The following is a 23,333-nucleotide window of genomic DNA, read 5'->3' as shown; positions in this document are numbered from 1 at the left end:
AATGAGCGATAAAAAAATTTTCAAGTATCTATTATCGACCGACGGAGTTAACCAATTGGACAGAAGGCTACTTTCCCTGGATCCTTCTGCTGTAAAAATTGATGGTCGATCCAAGCAGGATATTCTGCGTTTTTTAATTGCCTTAAGCGAAGAGATTAAATTCTTTGGGCTGAATGACCAACCCCAGGGAACCTGGAAATCCTTTCTGTTGGAATTTACGGATGGAAACGGGGTTTTGGATGAAAGCCAACTAAACAAGCTTTTTTCAGTTGAGAAGAACTGTCCACCGCACCTTGCGTTGATAATGGCATTTTTAAAGATTTTTGCCTATGTGCAGGAAGATCTGAATAAACTAACAGCAAAAAGATTGAACTTTTATTTTGAGGAAGTCTTGCGAATTAAGCGCAGACCTTTGGCATTGGACCGAGTTCATGTGTATTTTGAATTGGCTAAAGACAGGTTACCATTCAGATTGGAGAAAGGAACCCTACTTGATGGAGGAGTCTCCCCGGAAGGCGTTCCGTTGTTGTATGCACTGGACAGTGAATGTATTGTTACCCAATCCAAAATTGGATCCATTCTATTAGATTATATCGAGGAGGATATATTTGGAAGGCACACCATTTATAAGGCAATGGATGCCAGAAAAATAGTTGGTTTAGAATCTGGGTGGAGGCCATTTGGACCCCATCAGGCACATAATATAAAAGAAGATCCCTTGATTCAACCGGCCTCATTGGGATGTGCGATAGCTTCACCCCATTTCAACCTTGCGGAAGGGCTCAGAACAGTTTCTGTAATATTTCACCTCCAGTCCAACGAACCGGAATCAGAATATGATCTTAGACATACGCTGGACATCCAAATGACTGCTGAAAAGGGTTGGATTTCTCCTGACAGGATTCTATCGGCATCCCTTGTCCCTAATGAGGAGAATTCCTTAAATCTTACCCTTACCATTGTTGTCGAATTTAAAGAGTCTTCCCCGCCAATCATCGGTTATCTGGAAGAAATACATCAGAAAAAACTAGATACCAATTCACCTGCATGGTCAATGACCGTAAAAGCGGCAACACATTTTCAGTCTTTGCTAAGTAGGCTCTATTTAACTGAAGTAGAAATGGAGGTGAAGGTTACAGGAATCAGGGATCTCGTTATTCAAAATGATCAATCCCTCCAATCAATAGATTCCCCTGTTGTCCCTTTCGGCCATGCCCCTACTCTAAAAAGCAATTTCTATATTGGAAGTAATGAAATTTTTTCCAAATCAATTACCAGCTTGGATGTCAATTTAGAATGGAAAGATGTTCCGGATGATATGGCAACCCATTACTTGGAATATGGTAACCCAAGAGTTAACAACAGTGTCTTTCAGGCAGATTTATATCTGCTGTCCGGTAAATCCTGGCATTTGCTAACCCCTTACAAGCACAGGCTTTTTAACCCCTACAATATTCAAAACCCACAAAAGATGCCTGTCAACAAGAGCCAGGTAGAACAAATTACGTTGTATAAGAGCTATTCCCGCCAATCGAACTTCGACATTGGTAACAGATACAGCCAAAACCAGCAACAGGGATTTATTAAAATAGTACTTACCAGACCGACCAAAACTGATTTAGACAATTTGCCTGCCTATGCCCCATTGGAAGCTTTTGGTCATTCCAGCTTTATCCCGATTACTACCCAACACGCCTTACAGATTGCGTCAGGGGATAGTAGCGTCGCACTGCCTAAACCCCCTTACACCCCAATCTTATCTTCAGTTAAATTGGATTATAGCGCAAGTGAAAAATTTAGGCCAAATTTCCCCAATGGAATAGACCGTTTCTTTACGTTGGATGTTTTTGGTGCTTCCGAGTCAAAGGAATCGGAAACGGTGAATTTGGTGCCAAAATATCCCTATAAAGGCGCGTTTTATATTGGGCTGGAAAACGCCGGAGCATCCCAGATAATTTCTCTTTTCTTTCAGATCGACGAGGGAAGTACCCCTGGAACGGAAATGTTGCAATCCTCAGATATAAAATGGGAGTATCTGGCAGGAGCCCAATGGAAAGAAATCCCCAAAAACAATATCCTTGAGGATAAGACGGAGGGGTTCCAGGTTTCCGGACTCATAAGACTGGTGTTGGGACCGGATGCCACTTCAAAGCATTTTCTGATGCCGGAAAATTTCCATTGGATAAGAGCTAGTATTGATTCTAATTCGGAAGGTGCCGCGGACATTCAACAGATATTTGCCCAATCCGCCAGTGCTACCCTTTTTTGGGAGAACCAAGGAATAAACATAGATCAACATCTCTCTAACCCGCTGCCTGCCAACACCATTAAATCCCTCAAGCTTAAACAGGCGGCGATAAAGAAAGTGAATCAACCGATTCCATCCGCATCAGGAAGGCCGTCTGAAACAGATTGGGAGTACCATCAACGGGTACATGAAAGGTTAAGGCATAGGAATAGAGCCGTGACAGGCTGGGATTTTGAACGCCTAGTACTTGAAACCTTTCCTGAAATTTTCAAAGTAAAGGCCTTGCCACATACGGATATCAACAATCAGATGGTACCTGGCAGCGTAAAGTTGGTCGTTGTCCCGGATTGGAGAAAAAAGCCTACAGGCAACCCTTTACAACCAAAAGCCAACAGTGCATTCCTAAGAACAATTAAAGATTTTATTGACTCTTATTCTGTATCTCCCTTTACCCAAACAGAAGTCTCCAATCCGGTTTATGAAACCATATTGGTTGATTGCAAAATCTCCTTTTTGACGGGCTATGATCCTGGATTTTATACGTATCAATTGAATGAAGATTTGAAAAAGTTTCTTAGTCCCTGGTCCTATGATGAAGGAGAGGATATTGTATTTGGGGGTAAAATCCATTCCTCAGAAATACAGGCATTTATTGAAGGGAGGCAGTATGTGGACTATATAATTGATTTTGCAATTTATCACCGCTTTTCAGGTAGCGATTTTGGTGGAATTAGCGAAATGCAGATAGATCTGGATTTTGAGGTAGCACTTACCCCTGAACCAACCATTGGTCCTCCAGGGTCAGGTAAAATCATCAACAGTGATTTTGTAATTGGCGTACCGGTGGAAATTGCCGCAGCATCCAGACCGGATGCCATTTTGGTATCAAATACCCACCACAGAATTGGTGTCCATTCCGAGGATATTTGTATAGGTACCCAGGAAATTGGCATAGGACAAATGGTGGTCGGTTTGGATTTCATCTTAGTTTCTTAAAAATTTAATTCTAACATTAATTTTCATGCAATCATGGCTAATCGAAGTAGAAGTTACTTATTTGATAGATTTGAAGACGGGGCAAGACCTACCGGATCAAATTTTTCAGATCTAATTGATTCTGCAATCAACAAAGTAGATGACAATATTCAACTGGACACCAACGGTAATTTGACCATACCAGCGGGTCTGAATCTCTCAAATGCTACCAATGGACAAGAAGGTACCTTGCGGTTTACCGCTGGCCAGGTGGAGGTATTCAGTGCAGGCACCTGGGGTGCTATTGCTGGGGAAGGTGGCGGGGCATTTGTTCCGGTTCCTGATGGAAATGGAGTTGCATTCGCAGGAGGAAATGTAGGTATAGGGGAATTTCCAGAAGATCCTGCCCATAGATTGGATGTACCATTGGCCGCAAACCTACCAGGTGCATCGGAACAGGTACGGCTAGGGAATACCATTTTTCACAATGGACCGCTTGATGATGCCGCATATTTAGCACACCGAAACAATGTCAATTCCGAAAACTATGCCGTTCGGCAGGATTCACTTGGAAATACAGCACTCAATTCAGGCAGCAGTGCTACCCTTTCTTTAAGACAAAACAATGTGGTCCGAATGCAAATTACCAATGCTGGCAACATCACCATGAGCCCTTCAGCGAGTATTAACCTTAATGGAAATACTGCGCTTGGATCTCCTACACAAAATAGGAACTTGTCAGTTTTTGGAAATATCAGTGTTACTGGTAATATCAATGCTACTGGATCTATTACTCCTGGGCCTTCGGATATACGGCTAAAGCAGGATACAAAACCACTTAAATTTGGTCTAAAAGAGCTTGTTGAACTAAAGCCGGTAACATTTAAGTACAACGGAAAGGGGGGAACACCCGAGGACGGCAAAGAGCGGATAGGCTTAATAGCTCAGGATATTCAAAAAGTAATTCCATCTATGGTCATTAAATCCCAAAAAAGTGAAGATGATGATGTAGAATACCTTTCTTATGATACCCAACCTCTATTTTATATCATGATCAATGCCATACAGGAACTCGAAAAAAGAGTTAAAAAACTAGAATCTCAACTTGCGGCAAAATCAAAATAGGTTTAAAGGATGAACCAATCCCAAAGCATATCCAAACAACCCCCTGAACTCAAAAGCCAGGATTTCGATTTTCTTAGGCAACAGGGTCTGAATGTAATTCAGGAATTGGCAGCCAATACTTGGACCGACCACAACCTTCATGATCCTGGAATTACTATTCTTGAAGCCATCTGCTATGCATTTACTGAAACCGGATTACGTGCGGGTATGGATGCCAAAGATCTTATTTCCAGCAGTGGGGAATTTAAGAAAGCAAGTTTCTTTACCGCAGCTGAGGTTTTGCCAACTGCTCCTGTGAACCTATCGGACTTCCGTAAAATTCTTATCAACCATCCCACTGTTTCCAATGCCTGGGTTTTTCCCTTAGCCAATACCCCGTTGGGCAGGTTTAATGTGTTGCTGGAATTCAATAATGATGAATTGAATTCCAATAATTTTGTTTTGGCATTTGATATTCCACCGATTTCAGTGCCCTATACCGTGGAAGTGGCATTCCCGCATTGGAGTGATCCGGAAATTGCCCCCTTTAGGGAGGATGTTTTGATCCAAACTATAAATCTCAATGGAACAGCGGGAAATGAATGGAATAACATTGTTGGAGGTCACTCTTATTATGCCAGAGCTGAAATAAATTACCTTGATCCGAATGGGATCCCACAGGTAATGGAACTTTGGATAGTGGCCAATATAATCACATTAATGAATGACCCTCTATTGGAATCCTCGGGCATCCTTCAGGAACTTCAGTCCGAGGTAGAGACCATAGGGGACAATAGCCCTTCTGATCAAAGCCTAATAAAACAACTCAACCGGAGGGTGGTTTTCGCACATGAAAACATGAGGGAAATACGAAGGTACCTAATGCCCTATCGGAATATGTGTGAGGACATTAGGGAGTTTAACGCCGTCCGTCTACAGGAGATAAGTATCTCCGCACTTCTGGAGGTAGGAAGCAAAGTCAATATTGAAGAATTGTTAGCTGAAATTTTTTATAGAATTTATAGGATGATTTCTCCTAAAATCCAGCTGGATTCCCTTTCTGATCAACTGGACCTCATCGGTACGGCTGATGGGATTTTTGATGGCCCTGTGACCGACTCTGGATTTCTTTCAGAAAATAGTTTGGGGAAACATCAGATTATGGAAACCATCTATGCTTCAGATATTCTTAGAATAATTTACCAGACCAGAAATTTGGGGAATTCAGATGTGACCCAACGCGAAAATTTGGCAAATAGAACTATTATTGCCTTAAGGAGCCTAACCTTATCCAATTTCCTAAACAATAGGCCTATCACTTCCGGCGCAAGGGATTGCCTGCATTTAGTTAAAAGCAAGAATCATGTTCCCCGTTTCAGTGTGACAAAAAGCAGGATCACCATTTTCCGAAATGGTCTAAAAGTACCGTATGACTCAAATCTTGTATTGGAGCTTTTTGAAGAAAAATTGAGTTTAAATGGGCAGAAAGCATTGCGTACGGACCTGGATTTACCTGTTCCCCAAGGTGAAATTTTTCCGATAAATGATTTTTATCCCATACAGTGTGACCTTCCGAAAACCTATGGAGTGGGAGAAGCAGGTCTGCCAGAAAATGCACCTCCTTTACGGAAATCTCAAGCAAAACAGCTCAAGGGGTATCTTTTTCTATTTGAACAAATGCTTGCCGGTTGCCAGGCTCAATTGTCAAACTTCAACACTTTTTTCAGCTCGGATGCTGATGTAGACCGCAGTCTGTTTCAAAAAGGTTTGTATAATATTCCCGAAATTTCCCCATTAATTAAAGGTTTTGATGACTCCACTATCTCTTGGCAGGAATTTCAGGGGGATAAAAACAATCCCTATGAAAGAATTTTGCATGATAACATTGAGACCGAGGAACAATTCCTAGTGCAACGAAACGCGGTATTGGATCACCTTTTGGCGACTCAAGGCGAAGAAATGAAGCATCGTTCGGATTACCTTTTCCAACTGGCATCTAATGTCCCTGATAGGTTTGATTTATCGATAACCCAAATCCAGGACCTTCAACAAATACAGAAAATTCAGGTGCTGAAAAATTTGATTCAAGAAAAATCCGACTACTACAGAGATTTACCTGAACTCAATAAGAACAAGGGGCAAGCATTTGGTCAGCTCTTGCAAAGAAACAAAAATCTCCTAGAAATCCAGCATGTGGGAAGTGTATATGACTGGGTATTAAATAATGGTGCGGGAGTTCCTTTGTTAAGACAATCTGAATCATCCCAATCTTTAATTGAAGTGGAAAGGATTGTAAAACAAGTCCTCATTTTAGCTACCCAACCGGGTAATTATTCCATCATATTAGATGGGGCTACAAGAAGGATTGTGCTAAGAAGCTCCGAAAACAGGGTACTTGCCGAATCTGTGGAAGATTATGATTCCGATATTCTTGTGGAAAATGGACTGGCCCAACTAGCCGAAACCTTTAGACGATTATGGATTTCTACCGCCCTGATTCCTTTAGAATGGAGAATGTACCATTGTCTTGGGGTTAAATTTATGCAAAGGCGTCCAATTAGCAATCCTTGGTCGGAATTCGTGGAAATTTTTGATGATATCGATGGTAATCCGGTATTGGAAAAACGTTTCCGGCTTTGGTCGGAAATCGGATTGTCAGGGGTTGTATTATTGGAAAGCGTGGATAATTTTTCAGGGGATACCGAACCTGAAGCTTTGATTGCTGCAGCCCACGCCGGGCAGCTATTGATACAATATGGTATGGAGGAATCCAACTACCTTGTAGAAAATCCTGCAACGGATTCCTATCGATTTGCAATAGTGCTTCCAGATGGAAATATTCTTGCAAGATCCCTGGAGGAATTTACCTCTGTAATTGATGCAGTTGAGGGGGTTCAACAGACAAAGGATTTCATTTACAGAGAACTGAGTGGAGAGGGTTTATTCCTTCTTGAAAACAACCTTCTTTATTCCGAATCGAATAGCAACTCCATATTTACAATCCCCAATGTTGCTGATCCATACTCATTTCAGTTAACTGTAATTCTTCCATCCGGCTATGCAAGAGATTTTGAAATTGAAAATGGTGAGCGCATAGCCGATCAACCCGTTCGCTATCGCAATGGAGAATTTAGGCATTATGCCGAATTGCAGTTGCGCAGGTATTGTCCAGCCAACATCCTTCCCCGAATTCTCTGGGTGGACAGGAGCATTTCCGGATCCAATACCACAGGTGAAGACCCATCACTGGAAAATTTTGAACAGGCTTACTTTAACTTCCTAAATCTTTATATGACAGATGCGGTGGACCAATCATTATTAGAGGATGCCAAAGAGATGCTTATTCTTATTGTAAACGCATTGTACCTTGAATACTATACCGACCATTGATGCGGCATATTATTCAGAGGGAAATTTTTGACTTATCCATACCGGACCAAAGCTCTTTGCAACACTGGGAAGGGAAGATAGAACCTTTACTTAATAATGTAATCAATCCTTGTATAGAGGAATGTTTTGACAACGCTTCCGGTCAGGACCAAGTGTACATGTATGACCAAATTGAACTTGACCTGGGAGTTATCAACGGACTCAGTAATGAGGCAATAAAGTCAAAAATTAAGGCTTTGTTGGGTGAAAGACTGAAAAAGGAGAAAGAGCAGGTTCAAATGACAAGTCTCAAAAACAAATATGAGACCTATGTATCGGAAAAATCAGAAAAACCCGCAGCTTTCTTAAATACCACATGTTACCTATTTGCCCATTACCTGATCCATGGCCAATTGCCTTGGTGGGCAGAAAATCAAAACAACAAATTAAAGGGGGAATGGGTGAATGAATTAAGCGAAAAGGAAGTTGGGTTTATTGCTGAACTGATTTCCAGTCATGCACATGCCATTCCAAGGTTAACCAATTGGTTTGACAAACATTTTTTGACCGGATTCATTGCCAATTTCTACCCATTGGGCTCCAAGGACATTCAGGTTTTTTGGGATATCCTGGAAAAAACCGCAGTTGAAGCAGGCGTTGGATTTAGGAACCTTCATAAAATATATTGGGGATTTTGGATTTCACTAGCAGTGGGCCATAGCCGCGGTGAATATGAATCAAGGCTGGTCGACGAACTGTCTAGATTAATACTATTTAGTCGCCCCCTCAGGGAAACAATCAGGCCAGAAAGCAAATCGGGAGTATTGTCTATGGACAAAATCCTCAAAATTGGCAAAGACCGGAAAGCTGTGGGAATGCTGGAAAATATTCTAAAGAAATCTTGGAAGGTCTATGCTGTCAGGCAGAGTAACCGAGGTTCAAAAGAACTTGGTGGCCTCGATTGGAAAGATTCAAATATTCCCGAAAAAAAGCATCCCCGGACCAAACCATCCGAAATTACTTTTTCCAAAAACACGGAAAACAGTGATCAAAAAATGGATTTGGATAAAAATAGTTTTCTATCTGATTTTTACCTAAAAGAAAATGGCATACCCGGTAAAAAAACCGAAGACCCTGAACTTTTTGCAGGATCTGAACCAATTTTTTGCAGGGATGCGGGTTTGGTGATTGTCCATCCCTTTTTAAAGGAATTATTCAAGTCGGCTGGATTTTGGGAGGAAGAGCAATGGAAAAGTAATACTTCACAGGATGAAGCTGTTCACCTATTGACATGGTTGGGCTTCGGCAATGCACAAATTCCCGAGTATGACATGGTACTTCCAAAAATTCTATGTGGGATGCCAATTTACCACCCTCTTGAATCACTTGTTTTGAAGGATTCGGTTTTGGATAGTGCCAGAGAATTGTTGGAATCCATAATCCGCCACTGGGAAATTTTAGGAAATACCTCCATAGATGGGCTTCGGGAAGGTTTTTTTCACAGGGAAGGGAAAATCACCTACAGGAAAGAAGGCTGGAAACTAGCCGTTGAAAAAAAAGCCCAGGACATTCTTTTAAATAAATTGCCCTGGGGCATTTCAATGGTCAGTCTACCTTGGTTAAACAGGAAAGCCATATTCGTGGATTGGACTTAATAAAATAAAACAAATCGTTAACAATTGGTAAAAATTAAATTCAAAAAAGATGCGAACATTCTCATTTATGCAAGAGAAAGGCCTGTATGGATTGATTCTATTGGTCCTTCTGGTTAAAAGTCCGGTTCAGGCTCAGGATTTTAATTTCCCTTCCTGTGTTGGTGGAATAGCAAACCATGAATTCCCCGCAATATTAAAAGAAGCGGTAATGGGAAACATCAATATCACGGCAACAGGGGCATCTCCTACCATGACCATTGAAAATATTACCTATACTGCCAATGGTGTGGAATTTGAATTTTGCTCCAGCTGCAGTAGTAATGAAACAGTTTTAGGCATAAACATCAATGCCTCCGGAAGCACAGTAACGGTAAGTGGAACTCCCGCTCCGGAGATGGACAATTTGCAATTCACTATCCAGGCCCAATCTGGCGGAGATATTTGCCAAACCATTTATTCATTGCCAATTGCTCGGAAGCCATTGGATCTTGTCATGGTTCTTGACCGGTCTGGAAGTATGGAATGTCCCCCGGGAGATTACAACTGGGCCGCCTGCATAGCCGCAAACTTCAACGACAGCCGCTGGTCAAAATTAAAAACGGCTATTAATTTGGTCGCTACCAAAATGGTTGAGGAAGCCATTCCAGGTGACAGATTATCCATAGTGCTTTTTGACGGCGCTATAAAAACCTCCGCTTCTGTCGGGGTAGACGCAGCCATGTTAACCGGATTTGTCGCATCCACGGATGCGGCATTTGAAGCCAAGGTTTCGGCACTTATGGATGACCAGGTGCAGCCCCTGGGGAGAAATGGAACTGCGATAGGAACATCTATGAAGGATGCTGTCAACAGATTGCCGGTAGATGATAACAAATTAAGGGTAATTATGTTATTTACAGACGGGGAGCAAAACCGCCCTCCCAATGTGCGTGATTTTAATCCAGACCTTGGGAAATATGTGGAAGATGGGGGTCCGTTCTTTCTTAACAACGGAACAGATCCCTATACCATAAATATCTTTACAGTTGGATTTGGTACGCTACCGTATGCCTATAATACCTTATTGCTCAACATGGCATCCAATCCCCTCACCAACTATTTTTCCACTACAACGGGGAATGACGGAACTTTTGGCACCTTTATCAGTACCGGATTTGTTAATGAGGTTTTTTCCCATAACTCCCCTCAAAATGTAACGGAGCGCCATGGCAATGCAGCCAAGGGATTCAGCGAAAAGGTAACCATAAACAACGACATCAAAAAAATTTATCTTGAGGTTCAGTTTGATCGGGAAATAGGCAGGCTTTATAGATTTTCGGTCTGGCATGACGGGCAGGACGTTACACAGTTTGCCAAGAAAATCAGAATGCTGGGTTCAGCGGCTATCTATATCTTTGACCAGGATAATCTGGACAGAACGGGTCTTAAAATTCCTGGGACTTGGGAACTAAGGGGAATACATCAGGATCCTCTCTCCAACATTCAGATCTCCGACCTTCAGAACAACTATACCTTCAGTGCCACAGCGGATGACCATTCACTCGACATGCAATTTAATTCCGGTGCTGACAAATTTAAACCCGGCGATAAGGTACAACCTTCCGTAAAAATCACCAAGTTCGGAAAGGCCCTTTCGGGTGCAAAAATAACTGCCCAGCTAATAGGACCCACTGACGATGTCGCCGATATTATCGCCCTTGAAGAAATTAAAGCCTTCGAACCATCCCAAGATCCGGATGCCGGTTCACTTTATACCCAAAAATTAGGCAAGTTATTGCAAAGCAACCCAGACTACCTGGATAAATTCACCGACAATAATCCCACAAATACAATCTCACTTTCCGAAGCTGGGAACGATGGAACCTACTCAGGCGAATTCCAAGATGAACTAACCCTATCAGGTGTCCACAATCTAATATTTTTGATTGAGCATATTGCGGATGGGGATACCATCCGCCGTCAGAAGCGGCTTTCCCTGTTGGTACGGCCTGACGATATGGATCTAAATCAATCCAATTTAGAGGTGAATGAAGTGGACAATCAGCTTCTTCTTTCCATTACACCTACCGACAAAAGGGGACGAAGATTGGGTCTTGGTCTGAACTTTCACCTTACTGCATCCGGGGCCAATATCCGATCCATACAAGAAAATCTGGATGGAAGTTATGTGTTGGCCATTGATGGCAATCTAAGCGGTCCTGGAAGCATATATGTTAGCGATTTGCCCGTCTTTGAAGGGAATTTAAACCAGCTTTCCTGTTATGCGGCCAACGCTTCTTTTTTCAAGAAAATTGAATGCTGGTTATGGGGATTAGGACTTCCAGCCTGGACCATTTGGATTATCATGTTGTTGATAATTCTCATTCTGTACTTTCTGTGGAGACGGTTTTCTGAAAGTTAAAAAAATAATCCGGACAGGTGGGAAATTTTAAGATTCAAATAAAGTGGTAAATCTGTTGATAAATTAACATGTCAATTAAAATAGTTACAGAAAATTCCTTTCATTCCTAGTATGGAATGAAAGGAATTTTTTTTTCATCCCAAATGCAACATTTTAACCAATTACTTCCAAGGTGAGTTTTAAATTTGATCAAAAGTGGCATGAATAATCAATTTGAAGAGTTATTTGGTTTTCTAAAGGAAAGAATTGAGTCCAGGTTGGAAAACTTTTTTCACCATAAAACCATTCCGGAAAATACTTTCCATATTAATGTGGAACAGGAATTATCTCCATTTTTAATTTTTCTAAGCCATTATGCATTGAGGGATGAAGACATTATTTTATTTTCCTGCGCTATGGTATCCCATGTGGTACCGGGTTTTTTTGACCAAATCCTTCAAAATTTTTTGCCCCAAGGTGGTGATTTTCCGGAATTTGGAGGCGTAAAAGGGCTTAATCACAGAGGTACGCTTCCTACCGGAGAAACCGTATTATTCATTTTGGCTGGTAATAATATTAAAGAGCGGTTGTATTTTCTTGGTCTTTTTGACCAGGCTTCTCCCCTATTTAAATTCAAGATTTTGAGTTTGGAATCCGTTAAAAGCGGAGAGCCCAAAATGAGCGGAAAATTGATTTTAAATCCAGAATATGTGGAAGTGTTTACAACCGGGCAAGTGATCCTTCCTACTTTAAGCATCGATTTTCCCGCAGAACATCTTTTATCGGAATTGGTTTGGGAGGATTTGGTTTTGTCGGAGCAGGTTTGGAATAGCATTAAAGAGCTGCAAATCTGGTTAAGGCATAAAAAAACGCTAATGGAGGAATGGGCCATTGGAAGAAAATTGAAACCGGGGTACAGGGCCCTTTTTTATGGTCCGCCAGGTACGGGAAAAACGGTTACCGCAACCCTACTTGGGAAATATACCGGAAAGGATGTCTTTAGGATTGACCTTTCTATGGTGGTGTCGAAATACATCGGAGAGACAGAAAAAAACCTGGCCAATCTTTTTGACAAAGCAGAAAATAAAGATTGGATACTGTTCTTTGATGAAGCAGACGCTATTTTCGGAAAACGTACTGGGGTAAGAGATGCCCATGATAAATATGCAAACCAGGAGGTTTCCTACCTTCTTCAAAGAATTGAGGCTTATAATGGATTGGTGATTTTGGCCTCCAATTTCAGAAATAACATTGATGCTGCTTTCATTCGAAGGTTCAATTCCATTGTGTATTTCCCACTTCCCAAAGCGGAAGACAGATTACTGCTTTGGGAAAAATCTTTGCCGGATCAAATCCAATTAGGAAAGGATGTCAAATTGAAAGAAATATCGGGTCAATATGAACTGACGGGTTCTCATATCATGAACATTGTACAGTATATCTCCCTAGTTTCCTTGGAAAGCAGAAATTTTGTAATATCCAAAGAACTGATGCTAAAAGGAATAAAACGGGAGTTGGAAAAAGAGGGTAAATGAGGCAATCAGTTGGATTCTTAAACCTTTTTGAAATAAAAGTAAAGATTTCGAAATTACCATTAATCAGCTTCGTCTTTAAATACAATAGTTGATTTGGAAACACGCGCAAACGTTGCTTTAGAAATTACAAATGAAATCGAGCATGACGAGACCGTCACACAGTGGGTTGATTATCATAGCGAGATTCTCCCGAATAAATTCGGGACAGGCTATCTGACCATTAAAAAACAAAAAATAAACAGATGAAATCGAGCATGACGCAGGCGACGCACGGAGGGATGATTATAATTGCGAGATTCCATGTGGCCATTAAAAAAAAATTATAAACACATGAAATCGAGCATGACGTAGCCGTCACACACTGGGATGACTATCAACCATGCGAGATTCCATGTGACCGCTGAAAAAAAATTATAGACACATGAAATCGAGCATGACGAAAACGTCACACAGTGGGATGATTATCGTTGCGAGATTCCATCTGACCGTTAAAAATCAAATTATAAACAGATGAAAATAACGTAGTAACGTTTGATACTTAAGGAAAAAAGAATAAACATCATAGATAGTATATTGATGCATTTTAAAAAACTTTTACATGTTGGGGATAAGTAAACAGCATACACATCAATCTAATAAAATCGCTCACCAAAATGTGCAGAGATTGTTTTTTGGCCGGAAACTGCAACCCAAACTCAGCATCAACCAGCCCAATGACATTTACGAGCAGGAGGCAGATTCCATGGCGGACAAAGTGATGCGGATGACTGACCATGAAAACATGAGCCAACCCTTTTTCAGACCCCGTGTATCCTCTCTACAGCGAAAGTGTGCCCATTGTGAAGAGGAAGAAAATAATCTTCAGCGAAAAGAAGTGAATAATGAGAAAACTCCCCAAAATAATGGATTGGATAGTTATGTAAGCCAACTAAACAGCGGTGGGAAGCCGTTGTCCAATGAGGTAAGAAATTTTTATGAGCCTCGGTTTGCCTATGACTTCAGCGACGTAAAAATACATACCGATAACGTTGCGGCCAAGTCTGCACAATCTATCAATTCACTGGCATATACTTCGGGTAATCATATTGTTTTTAACAACAATCAATATTCGCCTGGTACGGATAGTGGAAAGAGATTGCTTGGCCATGAATTGACGCATGTAGCGCAGCAAATGGTAATGCCAAAACAAAAGAATATAGTGCAAATGCAGAGCTCAGTAGCAGTGCCTGCACCAGCTTCGACCACTATTTATCATCCAGGAGTTAACCACGGCCATACCCCGAGCGGCAGATGGTCAGATGTTCAGGCTAATCCCAACAGCGGTTTTTTAATAAGCCAGGTTTGTTCAAGGTTTTCACCCAATACTGTAGTAGGAATTGCAATATCACGGGAGTTCTCAGATAAACCAATAGCACTGGAACATCTTAACTGGTATCTTTCAACCGGTGCGGGTGCAGATTTTGTGGAGGATGGATATCTTGACAGAATGCTTAGAACTGATGCCGGGATCCAGACTTTCCTTTCTGGGCGTATACCGACCAGTGCTCCTGTGGGAGGGAGATTTAGGGGCCATGTTAAAGTCGAGCAATTCCACTACCGGGATCAGGATTTCCGTTATGCTTTTGGGGCGATTGACCGACTTGATTTCGAAGCAGATTTTACTGCGGGCACATTGCATGCCTGGTTTCAGGACCGATACGAATGGCATCCTGTTTACCCAGGGTTATATACAGCCTTTCCAGATGACGTGGCGCGGGAAACAAATTGTGTTCATGCGGCATTGGTGGAATTGAAGGCTGGCGGCGTAGCAAAAGATTACTGGATGAAAGGAGAGGCGACAGTTCCTCTTAGTTTGTTTAACAGTACTGTTGCGCCAAGTACAGGGAACGACCTTTGAAATGGTTTGAGCAATAACCTACTCCCAAAGCTATCCGGATTCCTGCAGATGGTAAGATTTATCCTGCATTTATTTTTAGGTATTCATAGCAAAGTGTAGGGCAACTGTAAGTATACATATAGTTACTTGTTATAAACACATTGACATAAATGATCACGTTAATTTTATGGAATATTTGACCAAACATGCAGTCCTGTCAAAAACCAATCCACCAAAACAGGGAAGCTTTTTTCGGAAAAAGGATCCTGCGCCTTTCTTTATTCAACCCAAACTCACCATTAACCAGCCCAATGACATTTACGAGCAGGAGGCAGATTCCATGGCGGACAAAGTGATGCGGATGACTGACCATGAAAACATGAGCCAACCCTTTTTCAGACCCCGTGTATCCTCTCTACAGCGAAAGTGTGCCCATTGTGAAGAGGAAGAAAATAATCTTCAGCGAAAAGAAGTGAATAATGAGAAAACTCCCCAAAATAATGGATTGGATAGTTATGTAAGCCAACTAAACAGCGGTGGGAAGCCGTTGTCCAATGAGGTAAGAAATTTTTATGAGCCTCGGTTTGCCTATGACTTCAGCGACGTAAAAATACATACCGATAACGTTGCGGCCAAGTCTGCACAATCTATCAATTCACTGGCATATACTTCGGGTAATCATATTGTTTTTAACAACAATCAATATTCGCCTGGTACAGATAGTGGGAAAAAATTGCTGGCACATGAGCTGACACATGTTGTACAGCAACAAGCAGCAAAAAAAATGCTTTATCGAAAGGTAGATGAAGATGGTTTTGAGGAAAATCCCCATTCAGAGATCATAGCTCATTATAGCGATTATGAAACGATTGGAGCAGATGTATTGGAAAGTATTGGCTATGAGAATTTGATTCAAAAATCAAAGGAACACGGTTTTTTACCCCTGCAGGAGGACATTTATGGACAGAATTCAGGTGGGGAAGCCCCAACAATTCAACGGCAAACATTTGCGGAAGTCTATACACCATTTGCGGTAGCTGCTGGCATTGTCTCTCAGCTTGATTCACCACTTCCTGGTCCCGGAGATTTGGTGGCATTAGGCATATTGGCGGTAGGACTGGTTGCTGCGGGAGTTATAATAGCAACTGCTACTACACGAACCTGTCCCCCCTGCCCTACTAATCCTGCGCCCGAAATTGATATTGTTCCCCCATCCACACCACACTGGCCTTGTCCTGGTTCTCATTGGCACTACCGAGTTTACAACCAAAACCCAACTACTTGCGAGTGTTTTCTTTCGGGTAGGTTATTTGGAGGATGCTGCGGCATTCCGGGAGCCCCCTGTTAAAATTAAAAGCTATGACTGAAAAACTAATCGGATTTAAATGTGGAGAAATGGAAAAAGACTTTCTCGAAACCTGGGATCTACAGAGAAGGAAATTATATCTTCTGAGTGACAAAATCAGAAAACCTCTTTCCGTTGATAACAGCGTATGGGAAAATGCAATTGAAGTAGAAAATCCAAATATCTATGGTTTGTGGAAAGATCTGGCGCTGCTGAATATGAAAACGCAAAAAATTGATTTTGATTTTTTGCGTACAGCTGTCACCATATTATCAGATCGAAACCAAAGCAGAGAACCCCTGATAGAATCAGTATTAACTAATCCGGAAAACATGCAAAATCTATCTACTGATTTTCTGGGCTATGATGTTGCTGATGACGCCCTGACAAGTGGGCTAATGAATTGCGGCTATACCGAATCAGAAGAAAAGATGGATTGGGCCAGTCAGATTAACGAATACCATTTGTTCACTTCAAGGGATGCGGCTATAAAGTTCAAGACCTATTCGGACGAAAGAATTCCTGAACATGCCCCGTTTAGAGTCTTTGGCATCTATAAATTAAACAACTGGTGATAGATTTGGAAATTCCAGCATATAGGGTAATTTACGCAATCAATGCGGTTTGCCATTCCGGGAAGTTTGCATTGATTATTATGGAGCCCTCATTTTTTTAAAAGCAATGCGAAAAACCCAACACCCCGGATAAAGAGCAGTGTGCAACTTAGATTCCCCTTAACCCGTTAAATTAACTTGATATGGAACGCTTGATCCAACCCGTAAACCAATCAAAAACCATCCTGCCAAACCAGGAAACCTTTTTCCGAAAAAAAGATCCTTCACCGTATTTTTTCCAACCGAAGCTCACCATCAACCAGCCCAATGATTTGTACGAACAGGAGGCGGATGCAATGGCCGACAGGGTGATGCGTATGCCCGATCAAGAAAACACGGAGCAGCCCTTTTTTAAGCCCAGTATTACCTCTCTACAGCGTATGTGTACCGACTGTGAAGAGGAAGAAAAGATGGCGCATCGCAAAGAAGTGGATGGAAAAGAGACTACAACAAATCATTCTTTGGAAAGCTATGTGGGCCACCTAAATAACGGAGGCCAGGCTTTGTCGGATGAAGTACGTGATTTTTATGAACCCCGCTTTGGATATGACTTCAGCCAGGTTAGAGTGCATACTGATACTGTTGCTGCAAAGTCCGCCCAATCAATCAATGCACTGGCATATACTAATGGTAATAACGTAGTATTCAATAATGGCCAGTATGCACCCGATACAGAAAGTGGCAAAAGATTGTTGGGGCATGAGTTGACGCATGTAGTGCAGCAGCGTGCAATTCATTCTGTTCAACCAAAAGTAATTCAAAGAGATTTAGCGATAGAGCCTACTGTTGAAAACCCACCGGAAGTTGTATTGACACGTAGGCAAATGCAGGACGCAATACGTCTTGACACTGTTATGTTTACGGATGCAACCGAAATAGAAATAGTAAGAGATATTTTAGGGATTTCGAAGCAGCCTGCAGTAGTAGATGAAGAATTCGTAAACGCAGTAGTGCGCTACCAAGGTAGTTTTGGCTTGGGATCTGATGGGATATTGGGACCAAGAACCTCCGGCAGATTGGCGCGGGAAATAACTGCTGAAGCGGATTTCATGGGAGATCCTCCGGTAGGGACACCATTAAGGAGGTTGGCAAGGAGATTCACTTTGCGATCAATGGTCAGAGTCAGGAGCGGAACTTTAGTACATCAGGGTTTTACAGGACCCGACGCAAATCCTGAGGGTATAATAAGTGTAAGAATCGGAGGAAATGAAACTGGGATGAGCCCACTTGCTACTAGGGCCATTTCTCTAGATTATACTGGAAGAAATGCAGATAATGTAAGATGGCTTCAGTTTACCAGCATTCACATGAGTGCTACGCAACCCGGCAATGCTGCGCCAACAAATAGAACAGGTACTGTAAATGTTTGTGGCAATAATCATACCTGGTCAACGCTTGCCGCCCCAAATTGGAATGTAGACTCCTGTGATGCAGCAGTTCCGTTTTATGATCCGGCCCATATCAATGTGAGAACGCCGGGGCGTTCGATTGTTGTTGCAGATCAACCCCAAGGATTTTTACCACAGGGCCAAGCTTTTGCGGCTTCATTGGCTCCCGCACCCACAACCGTTACCGCCGTTTTTAATTTTGATTCTTACGCTGTAGCAAATGGAACAACGCCTGTATATCATGTAAGATGGAGAGCCCATTATACGTATAATATTACAGCAGGGACCGAGTCCGTAATACGCTATAGAATCCCTGGTGGCGGGCCTATAAGGAGGTTAACAGCGGGCCACAGAGCGGCAATAGACGCAAGATATCCCGGTAACGGAGTACTTTAATTTCATAAAGCATTGACATGGAAACGAAAGAAGGTATATGGCAATTTGCTTATCAGGAAGATTTTGATGGTGAAAAAGATATGCAACTCAATGAACATTTCACTTTTTTATACAAAGATGGAACGGTTACTCTCAGGTTGGTGACCATGCATCCCGGTATATGGAAATCGGAAGATGATTTTTACAAATTAAAGGCAAAATTCGAAAAAAACACACTTTACTACTTGCCTCCATTTGGGAACTGGGCTAAACTCGCCAGTTTCGATAATAATCATTTTGTTGACATTGGTAATGGCAAAAGAAGAGTCTTTGAGAGAATTTCAAAGGACAAAGTTGTAAAATGGAACCTGAATATACTTAAAGAAAATCGAGAACTGCATAATTATCGAATCTCACCTGATGGAGTAATAAGGTAGTTTATTGACTGCCATGGCAATCGATTACAGAATGACGTAAAACTACTCAATAAAAATGATGCCCGAGATACCATCCGGGGTCTCGGACAAGCTTGAAAAAATGATGGACATTCTCGGACTGGACTGGGGCACCGCCGATTTCAAAAAGTCTGCTGAAAATGGAAATTATCATTTTCTGGAAGTCAATTCGAATCCTATGTTTTCTGTATTGATAAGGTGGCCAAGGGGTTAATTTAGAAAGGTATTGTTGAATGTTTTGCGATATAGTCATTAGTCCATTGAAATCAGTCCTTTCCAAAACCACCGGCAGTTCCCAACACCTTCAGGTCAGGCATAAATGATTCGGGGAGAATTTTAGGTCCGGTGGCTTCCTTTTGTCGCAATAGTATTTCCCTAAACGGTAAATTTTGCAGATACTACCTTGATATCTAAAGAATCGTCTATTCAAAAATCCTCCCCTCGCTTAGTTCAGGACCAGCAACCTGCTTTTTTTAAACCCATTATTCAAGCAAAACTCACAATTAACCAGCCCAATGATCCAGATAGCTTTCGGGATGAACAGGAAGCATATGCTGTAGTTGGTAAGGTATTGTATATGCCGGCTCCATCCGAAAAAGCACCTTTATTTTTCCAGCCAAAACCTAGGCCGTTTGCTCCTGTACAAAGAAAATGCATGGTCTGTGAGCTGGAAGAAAAATTGCAGCATAGGGAAGAAGAGGAAGTAACCCTGCAATTGAAACCTGCTAAAGAATTTGACATACAAAAAAAATGTGGTCATTTTGGTGAAGAAGAAAAGTGGAACCTTAAGGGAAACAAGGATCAACCATCAACTACTTCATCAAAAAACGAGAGTTTTTTCCGTAATTTATCAGGTGGCAAACCATTGAATCCAGGTGACAAGAATTTCTTCGAATCAAGAATGGGTTATGATTTTTCTGGTGTAAAAATTTATAATGATAGTAGAGCAAATCAATCAGCAAAAAATGTAAAGGCACTTGCTTTTACACATGGTAATGCTATCGTTTTTAATTCGGGGCAATATCAACCGCATAATTATGAGGGGAAAAAGTTATTGGCGCATGAGTTAACGCATGTAGTGCAGCAAAACAGCGCTATAAATCAAACTAAAAGAATACAAAGAAAGCCTACTGCAATTGAGATTCCGGCACCTGATGCAGTGGAAGATTGGAATCCGCCTGCCAATGCGGAATTTCAATGGAAGAATGAAGCTTTGAGGAAAATTATTTATCCTGAACGGGAACAAAGCCTGAGAGTTTTCCTGGAATTGGTAAAAAAATTTGAATTAAAAGGATACCTGCAAAATCCTGATAAAACTTCAAACGATGATCTTGTTTCGATTCTTGAAATAGACAAAAAATTGAAAGAAGAGTGCATGAGGGCAAATACCGATAAAAAGGACAAGTTGCAGGCAACTTTACCTGGTGACCAGAAAGAACTGAATAAAATGCGATTCCAAAAAACACAGGCACAAAAAGATTATTTATCATTAATAAGAAAAGATCCTGAAAGAAAAATATCCGCTGCAAGAACAAGCATGCAACAACGTATTCGGCGTCTGGTAAAAAACACCGAATCTGAACAGAAAAAACTTAATTCCTTAGAATTAACTAAAAGAAATTTTAGTCAGACAGGTTATGAAAGGAAAAAAGCATACCATGAAGGTAGACGTAATGCTGCTTTAACTGAAACGAAAAGGCTGGAAGAAGAACTGGCACCGGTAAATGAACAGTATGAACAATTGATTGCACCCGCTGAAAAACAATTTGAATCTCTTAAAAAATATATTCTTGAAAAAGAACAGAAAATCAAACAGGATAAAGCACGCATAAGAAAATTAACCAGATTAATAAGCGAGGTTAACGGTGATATTAGGATAATCAATCAAATGATCTCCAAACTGCAATCGGGCATAATAAAGGAGGATACAGGAACTATAACAAATTGGCGACTGAAAAAATATCGCGAAGCCTTAAATAAAATGGGCCATGATGCATTGTTGAAAGATGTTGTGGATGCTTTTGAACGTAATGCTGCGAGCGGATATTTTCCAAGATGGCTCTTATATACTGTTGTACATTTTTCAGGGATGCGTTATGCTAATGCGCATGGAACCTGGGATAAAAGTCCGCAGAGTTTGCTTTCAAGTTTGAAAGACGAAGAAATCAATACGGCGGATGAAGATACGCGCAAGGGATGGCAAAGTGAAGCCATGGTGGACCTTACAGCAAAAGAAAAAACGTCGGTAAAAGGTTTATGGCCTGGGTTAAAGAGAAAACTATCAAAAAATGATAAACTTGTATTTGAAAAATTTGAGCCTTTGCATGAAGTATTAATGCAGGCTTATGCAAAACTGGCTGGTGCTCAAAAAGATTCAAATTTTTATAAGGAAATCATAGCAAACATTGCTTCATCAGAAACCGATATTGAAACTTTGCAATCTGAATTTTCCGCGAAGGGTTGGAAATTGCTTGTTGCTACACGCAAAGCGGAAACAGATAAATTGATGGGTATTTACAGAAGAAAAGCAAAAGCAAAACTTTTAAAAATCAACAGACCAAGAGCCCTTGCTATTTTAAAACAAATGCGCGATAAAGGCCAGATTCCCGATTATGCATGGAAAGAAATAACCAGCTTTACAGAACTCAAATTAGAAATAACAGATCCCGCTAATCTTGTTGAGAGAGATGCGAGAGGTTTAAAGAATGTTACGGTTGAGGCAGATGCTGATGCATTAGCGGAATTCACAAAATGGAAGGGCGTTTTGAAAGCATGGCATAGTTCAGGCACTGCGTGGCGCGATCAAAATCAAAAAACACTGTCAGAAGCTGTGATGACTTCACTTGTTTGCGACCAGATAGGTAGCGTTACACAACACAGCAGGGGAATAAATTTCGGCAAAACAAATCCGTATGGCGGTCCGGGGGGATTGCGTAATAATGCGATGTTCTATTATGACATATCAAAAGGTAGAGAAACTGCCGTGACATCAATGCCCAGAGATAAAAAATCGCTTTGCCCGGAAGACCCCGGGATACCTTTCTTCAAACGGCCAAAAAAGATTGAAGATTTTCCATGTGGAGCCAGTATATTCTGGACAGGCTGGTCTAATGTGGAAACAACAAGAAAATACGGATCATTTTATAAAGTAAAGGAAAAGCCTGTATTGGATAAAATAAAAAGACTTTCCGATGAAAGAAAAAAATTACTTGAAAAAGATCCTAACAAAAAATTACCAAAAGTTGAAAAAGCACTTGCTGAACAAAATGCACTGAGAAAGAGAATACTTGAGGAAAGAGCAGGCATGGCTTTATTTGATCTAAAACAGTATGATAAGAGATTTTTGCCCGATATATCAAATATAGCACCAGCATTTCCCGAAAAAGAACTACAGTATTTTGACACCGAAACAACCTTTTACGAAGTAAAAGCCGGCGGACAGGATATTGCTACTTATAAAGAAGAAAAATTTGAAATATCAGATGGACTTAAACATAACGGCTGGACGTATTCAATCAATGATACAAGAGTAACGCGACAAGTTGGCAGAGGTAATAATCAAAAGACATTAAATTTTGGAAGTGTAATGCGTGTAAGACCTAGTCCGAATGTCGGTGATTGTCCGGATGGAGAAAAAAGCTGCCCTCTGAATTTTGATGATAAACCAGATCGTAAATTACTAAAACAATGGTTAGTTTGGAAACACCAGGCAACCGTTGCATTTGTATTACCAGATGAAAACAAAGTAATAACTTTTGATACATCAGGAAGCTTCGGGGGTACACCTATTAAAGGGTTGACATTAAGAGAACGTTATGTGGGCAGCATGACTGGTGAAAATAATTTGTTTGTTGGTTATCATCCGGAAACGCCAAGGGATTTTAAAGAATATATTGATAGGAACAGGATTTTAAATAATAATGCAGCCAATGCGAACCCGGCAAATAACTCAGGACAGCCGGGGACAGAATGAAAAATCCTGAAAACTATATCAACGGATTTTAAGAAAGGATC

13 protein-coding genes are annotated in these 23,333 nt (G+C 41.1%); all 13 read left to right on the top strand.

The window, feature by feature from the left end:
- Position 1: 1 nt before the first annotated feature.
- The 13 genes from FQ608_RS19190 to FQ608_RS19130 all read left to right on the top strand — a co-directional run bounded on the left by FQ608_RS19190 (position 2) and on the right by FQ608_RS19130 (position 23,292).
- Positions 2–3,244 (top strand): baseplate J/gp47 family protein, encoded by a 3,243-nt coding sequence (locus FQ608_RS19190; RefSeq protein WP_158860108.1) that lies wholly within the window; start codon positions 2–4, stop codon positions 3,242–3,244.
- 33 nt (positions 3,245–3,277) lie between these two features.
- Positions 3,278–4,348, top strand: coding sequence for a tail fiber domain-containing protein (locus FQ608_RS19185; RefSeq protein ID WP_158860107.1), 1,071 nt, complete (start codon positions 3,278–3,280; stop codon positions 4,346–4,348).
- 9 nt (positions 4,349–4,357) lie between these two features.
- Positions 4,358–7,717, top strand: a complete 3,360-nt coding sequence (locus FQ608_RS19180) for a hypothetical protein (RefSeq protein ID WP_158860106.1) — start codon at positions 4,358–4,360, stop codon at positions 7,715–7,717.
- Entirely contained in the window at positions 7,717–9,351 is a 1,635-nt protein-coding gene (locus tag FQ608_RS19175; protein WP_158860105.1) for a contractile injection system tape measure protein, read from the top strand. Before FQ608_RS19180 ends, FQ608_RS19175 begins: the two co-directional genes overlap by 1 nt.
- Positions 9,352–9,400: 49 nt before the next feature.
- Complete coding sequence (locus FQ608_RS19170) at positions 9,401–11,752, top strand: VWA domain-containing protein (protein WP_158860104.1); 2,352 nt, start codon at positions 9,401–9,403, stop codon at positions 11,750–11,752.
- Between the two features lie 200 nt (positions 11,753–11,952).
- Entirely contained in the window at positions 11,953–13,266 is a 1,314-nt protein-coding gene (locus FQ608_RS19165) for an ATP-binding protein (RefSeq protein ID WP_158860103.1), read from the top strand.
- Positions 13,267–13,864: 598 nt separating this feature from the next.
- Positions 13,865–15,163, top strand: a complete 1,299-nt coding sequence (locus FQ608_RS19160) for an eCIS core domain-containing protein (protein ID WP_158860102.1) — start codon at positions 13,865–13,867, stop codon at positions 15,161–15,163.
- A gap of 166 nt (positions 15,164–15,329) precedes the next feature.
- Entirely contained in the window at positions 15,330–16,490 is a 1,161-nt protein-coding gene (locus FQ608_RS19155) for an eCIS core domain-containing protein (protein WP_158860101.1), read from the top strand.
- 11 nt (positions 16,491–16,501) lie between these two features.
- Positions 16,502–17,062, top strand: coding sequence for a hypothetical protein (locus FQ608_RS19150; RefSeq protein ID WP_158860100.1), 561 nt, complete (start codon positions 16,502–16,504; stop codon positions 17,060–17,062).
- 182 nt (positions 17,063–17,244) lie between these two features.
- Positions 17,245–18,885: an eCIS core domain-containing protein gene (locus FQ608_RS19145; protein ID WP_158860099.1), complete on the top strand. Its 1,641-nt coding sequence runs from the start codon at positions 17,245–17,247 to the stop codon at positions 18,883–18,885.
- 17 nt (positions 18,886–18,902) lie between these two features.
- Positions 18,903–19,301 carry a hypothetical protein gene (locus FQ608_RS19140; protein WP_158860098.1) on the top strand — a complete coding sequence of 133 codons (399 nt, stop codon included), beginning with the start codon at positions 18,903–18,905 and terminating at the stop codon, positions 19,299–19,301.
- Between the two features lie 55 nt (positions 19,302–19,356).
- On the top strand, positions 19,357–19,533 hold the full coding sequence (locus FQ608_RS19135) for a hypothetical protein (RefSeq protein WP_158860097.1): 177 nt from the start codon (positions 19,357–19,359) through the stop codon (positions 19,531–19,533).
- Between the two features lie 189 nt (positions 19,534–19,722).
- Positions 19,723–23,292 (top strand): eCIS core domain-containing protein, encoded by a 3,570-nt coding sequence (locus FQ608_RS19130; protein WP_158860096.1) that lies wholly within the window; start codon positions 19,723–19,725, stop codon positions 23,290–23,292.
- The last annotated feature ends 41 nt before the right edge of the window (positions 23,293–23,333 follow it).

This window comes from Lunatibacter salilacus (assembly GCF_009797935.1).
Taxonomy (GTDB): domain Bacteria; phylum Bacteroidota; class Bacteroidia; order Cytophagales; family Cyclobacteriaceae; genus Lunatibacter; species Lunatibacter salilacus.
The sequence above is the reverse complement of the archived record's forward strand: the minus strand, read 5'-3'. Positions and strand labels throughout refer to the sequence as shown.

Coding starts and splice junctions, on each gene's coding strand:
- FQ608_RS19155 (WP_158860101.1), top strand. CDS start 15,330: ATGGAATATTTGACCAAACATGCAGTCCTGTCAAAAACCAATCCACCA.
- FQ608_RS19170 (WP_158860104.1), top strand. CDS start 9,401: ATGCGAACATTCTCATTTATGCAAGAGAAAGGCCTGTATGGATTGATT.
- FQ608_RS19190 (WP_158860108.1), top strand. CDS start 2: ATGAGCGATAAAAAAATTTTCAAGTATCTATTATCGACCGACGGAGTT.
- FQ608_RS19145 (WP_158860099.1), top strand. CDS start 17,245: ATGGAACGCTTGATCCAACCCGTAAACCAATCAAAAACCATCCTGCCA.
- FQ608_RS19180 (WP_158860106.1), top strand. CDS start 4,358: ATGAACCAATCCCAAAGCATATCCAAACAACCCCCTGAACTCAAAAGC.
- FQ608_RS19135 (WP_158860097.1), top strand. CDS start 19,357: ATGATGCCCGAGATACCATCCGGGGTCTCGGACAAGCTTGAAAAAATG.
- FQ608_RS19140 (WP_158860098.1), top strand. CDS start 18,903: ATGGAAACGAAAGAAGGTATATGGCAATTTGCTTATCAGGAAGATTTT.
- FQ608_RS19185 (WP_158860107.1), top strand. CDS start 3,278: ATGGCTAATCGAAGTAGAAGTTACTTATTTGATAGATTTGAAGACGGG.
- FQ608_RS19160 (WP_158860102.1), top strand. CDS start 13,865: ATGTTGGGGATAAGTAAACAGCATACACATCAATCTAATAAAATCGCT.
- FQ608_RS19165 (WP_158860103.1), top strand. CDS start 11,953: ATGAATAATCAATTTGAAGAGTTATTTGGTTTTCTAAAGGAAAGAATT.
- FQ608_RS19150 (WP_158860100.1), top strand. CDS start 16,502: ATGACTGAAAAACTAATCGGATTTAAATGTGGAGAAATGGAAAAAGAC.
- FQ608_RS19175 (WP_158860105.1), top strand. CDS start 7,717: ATGCGGCATATTATTCAGAGGGAAATTTTTGACTTATCCATACCGGAC.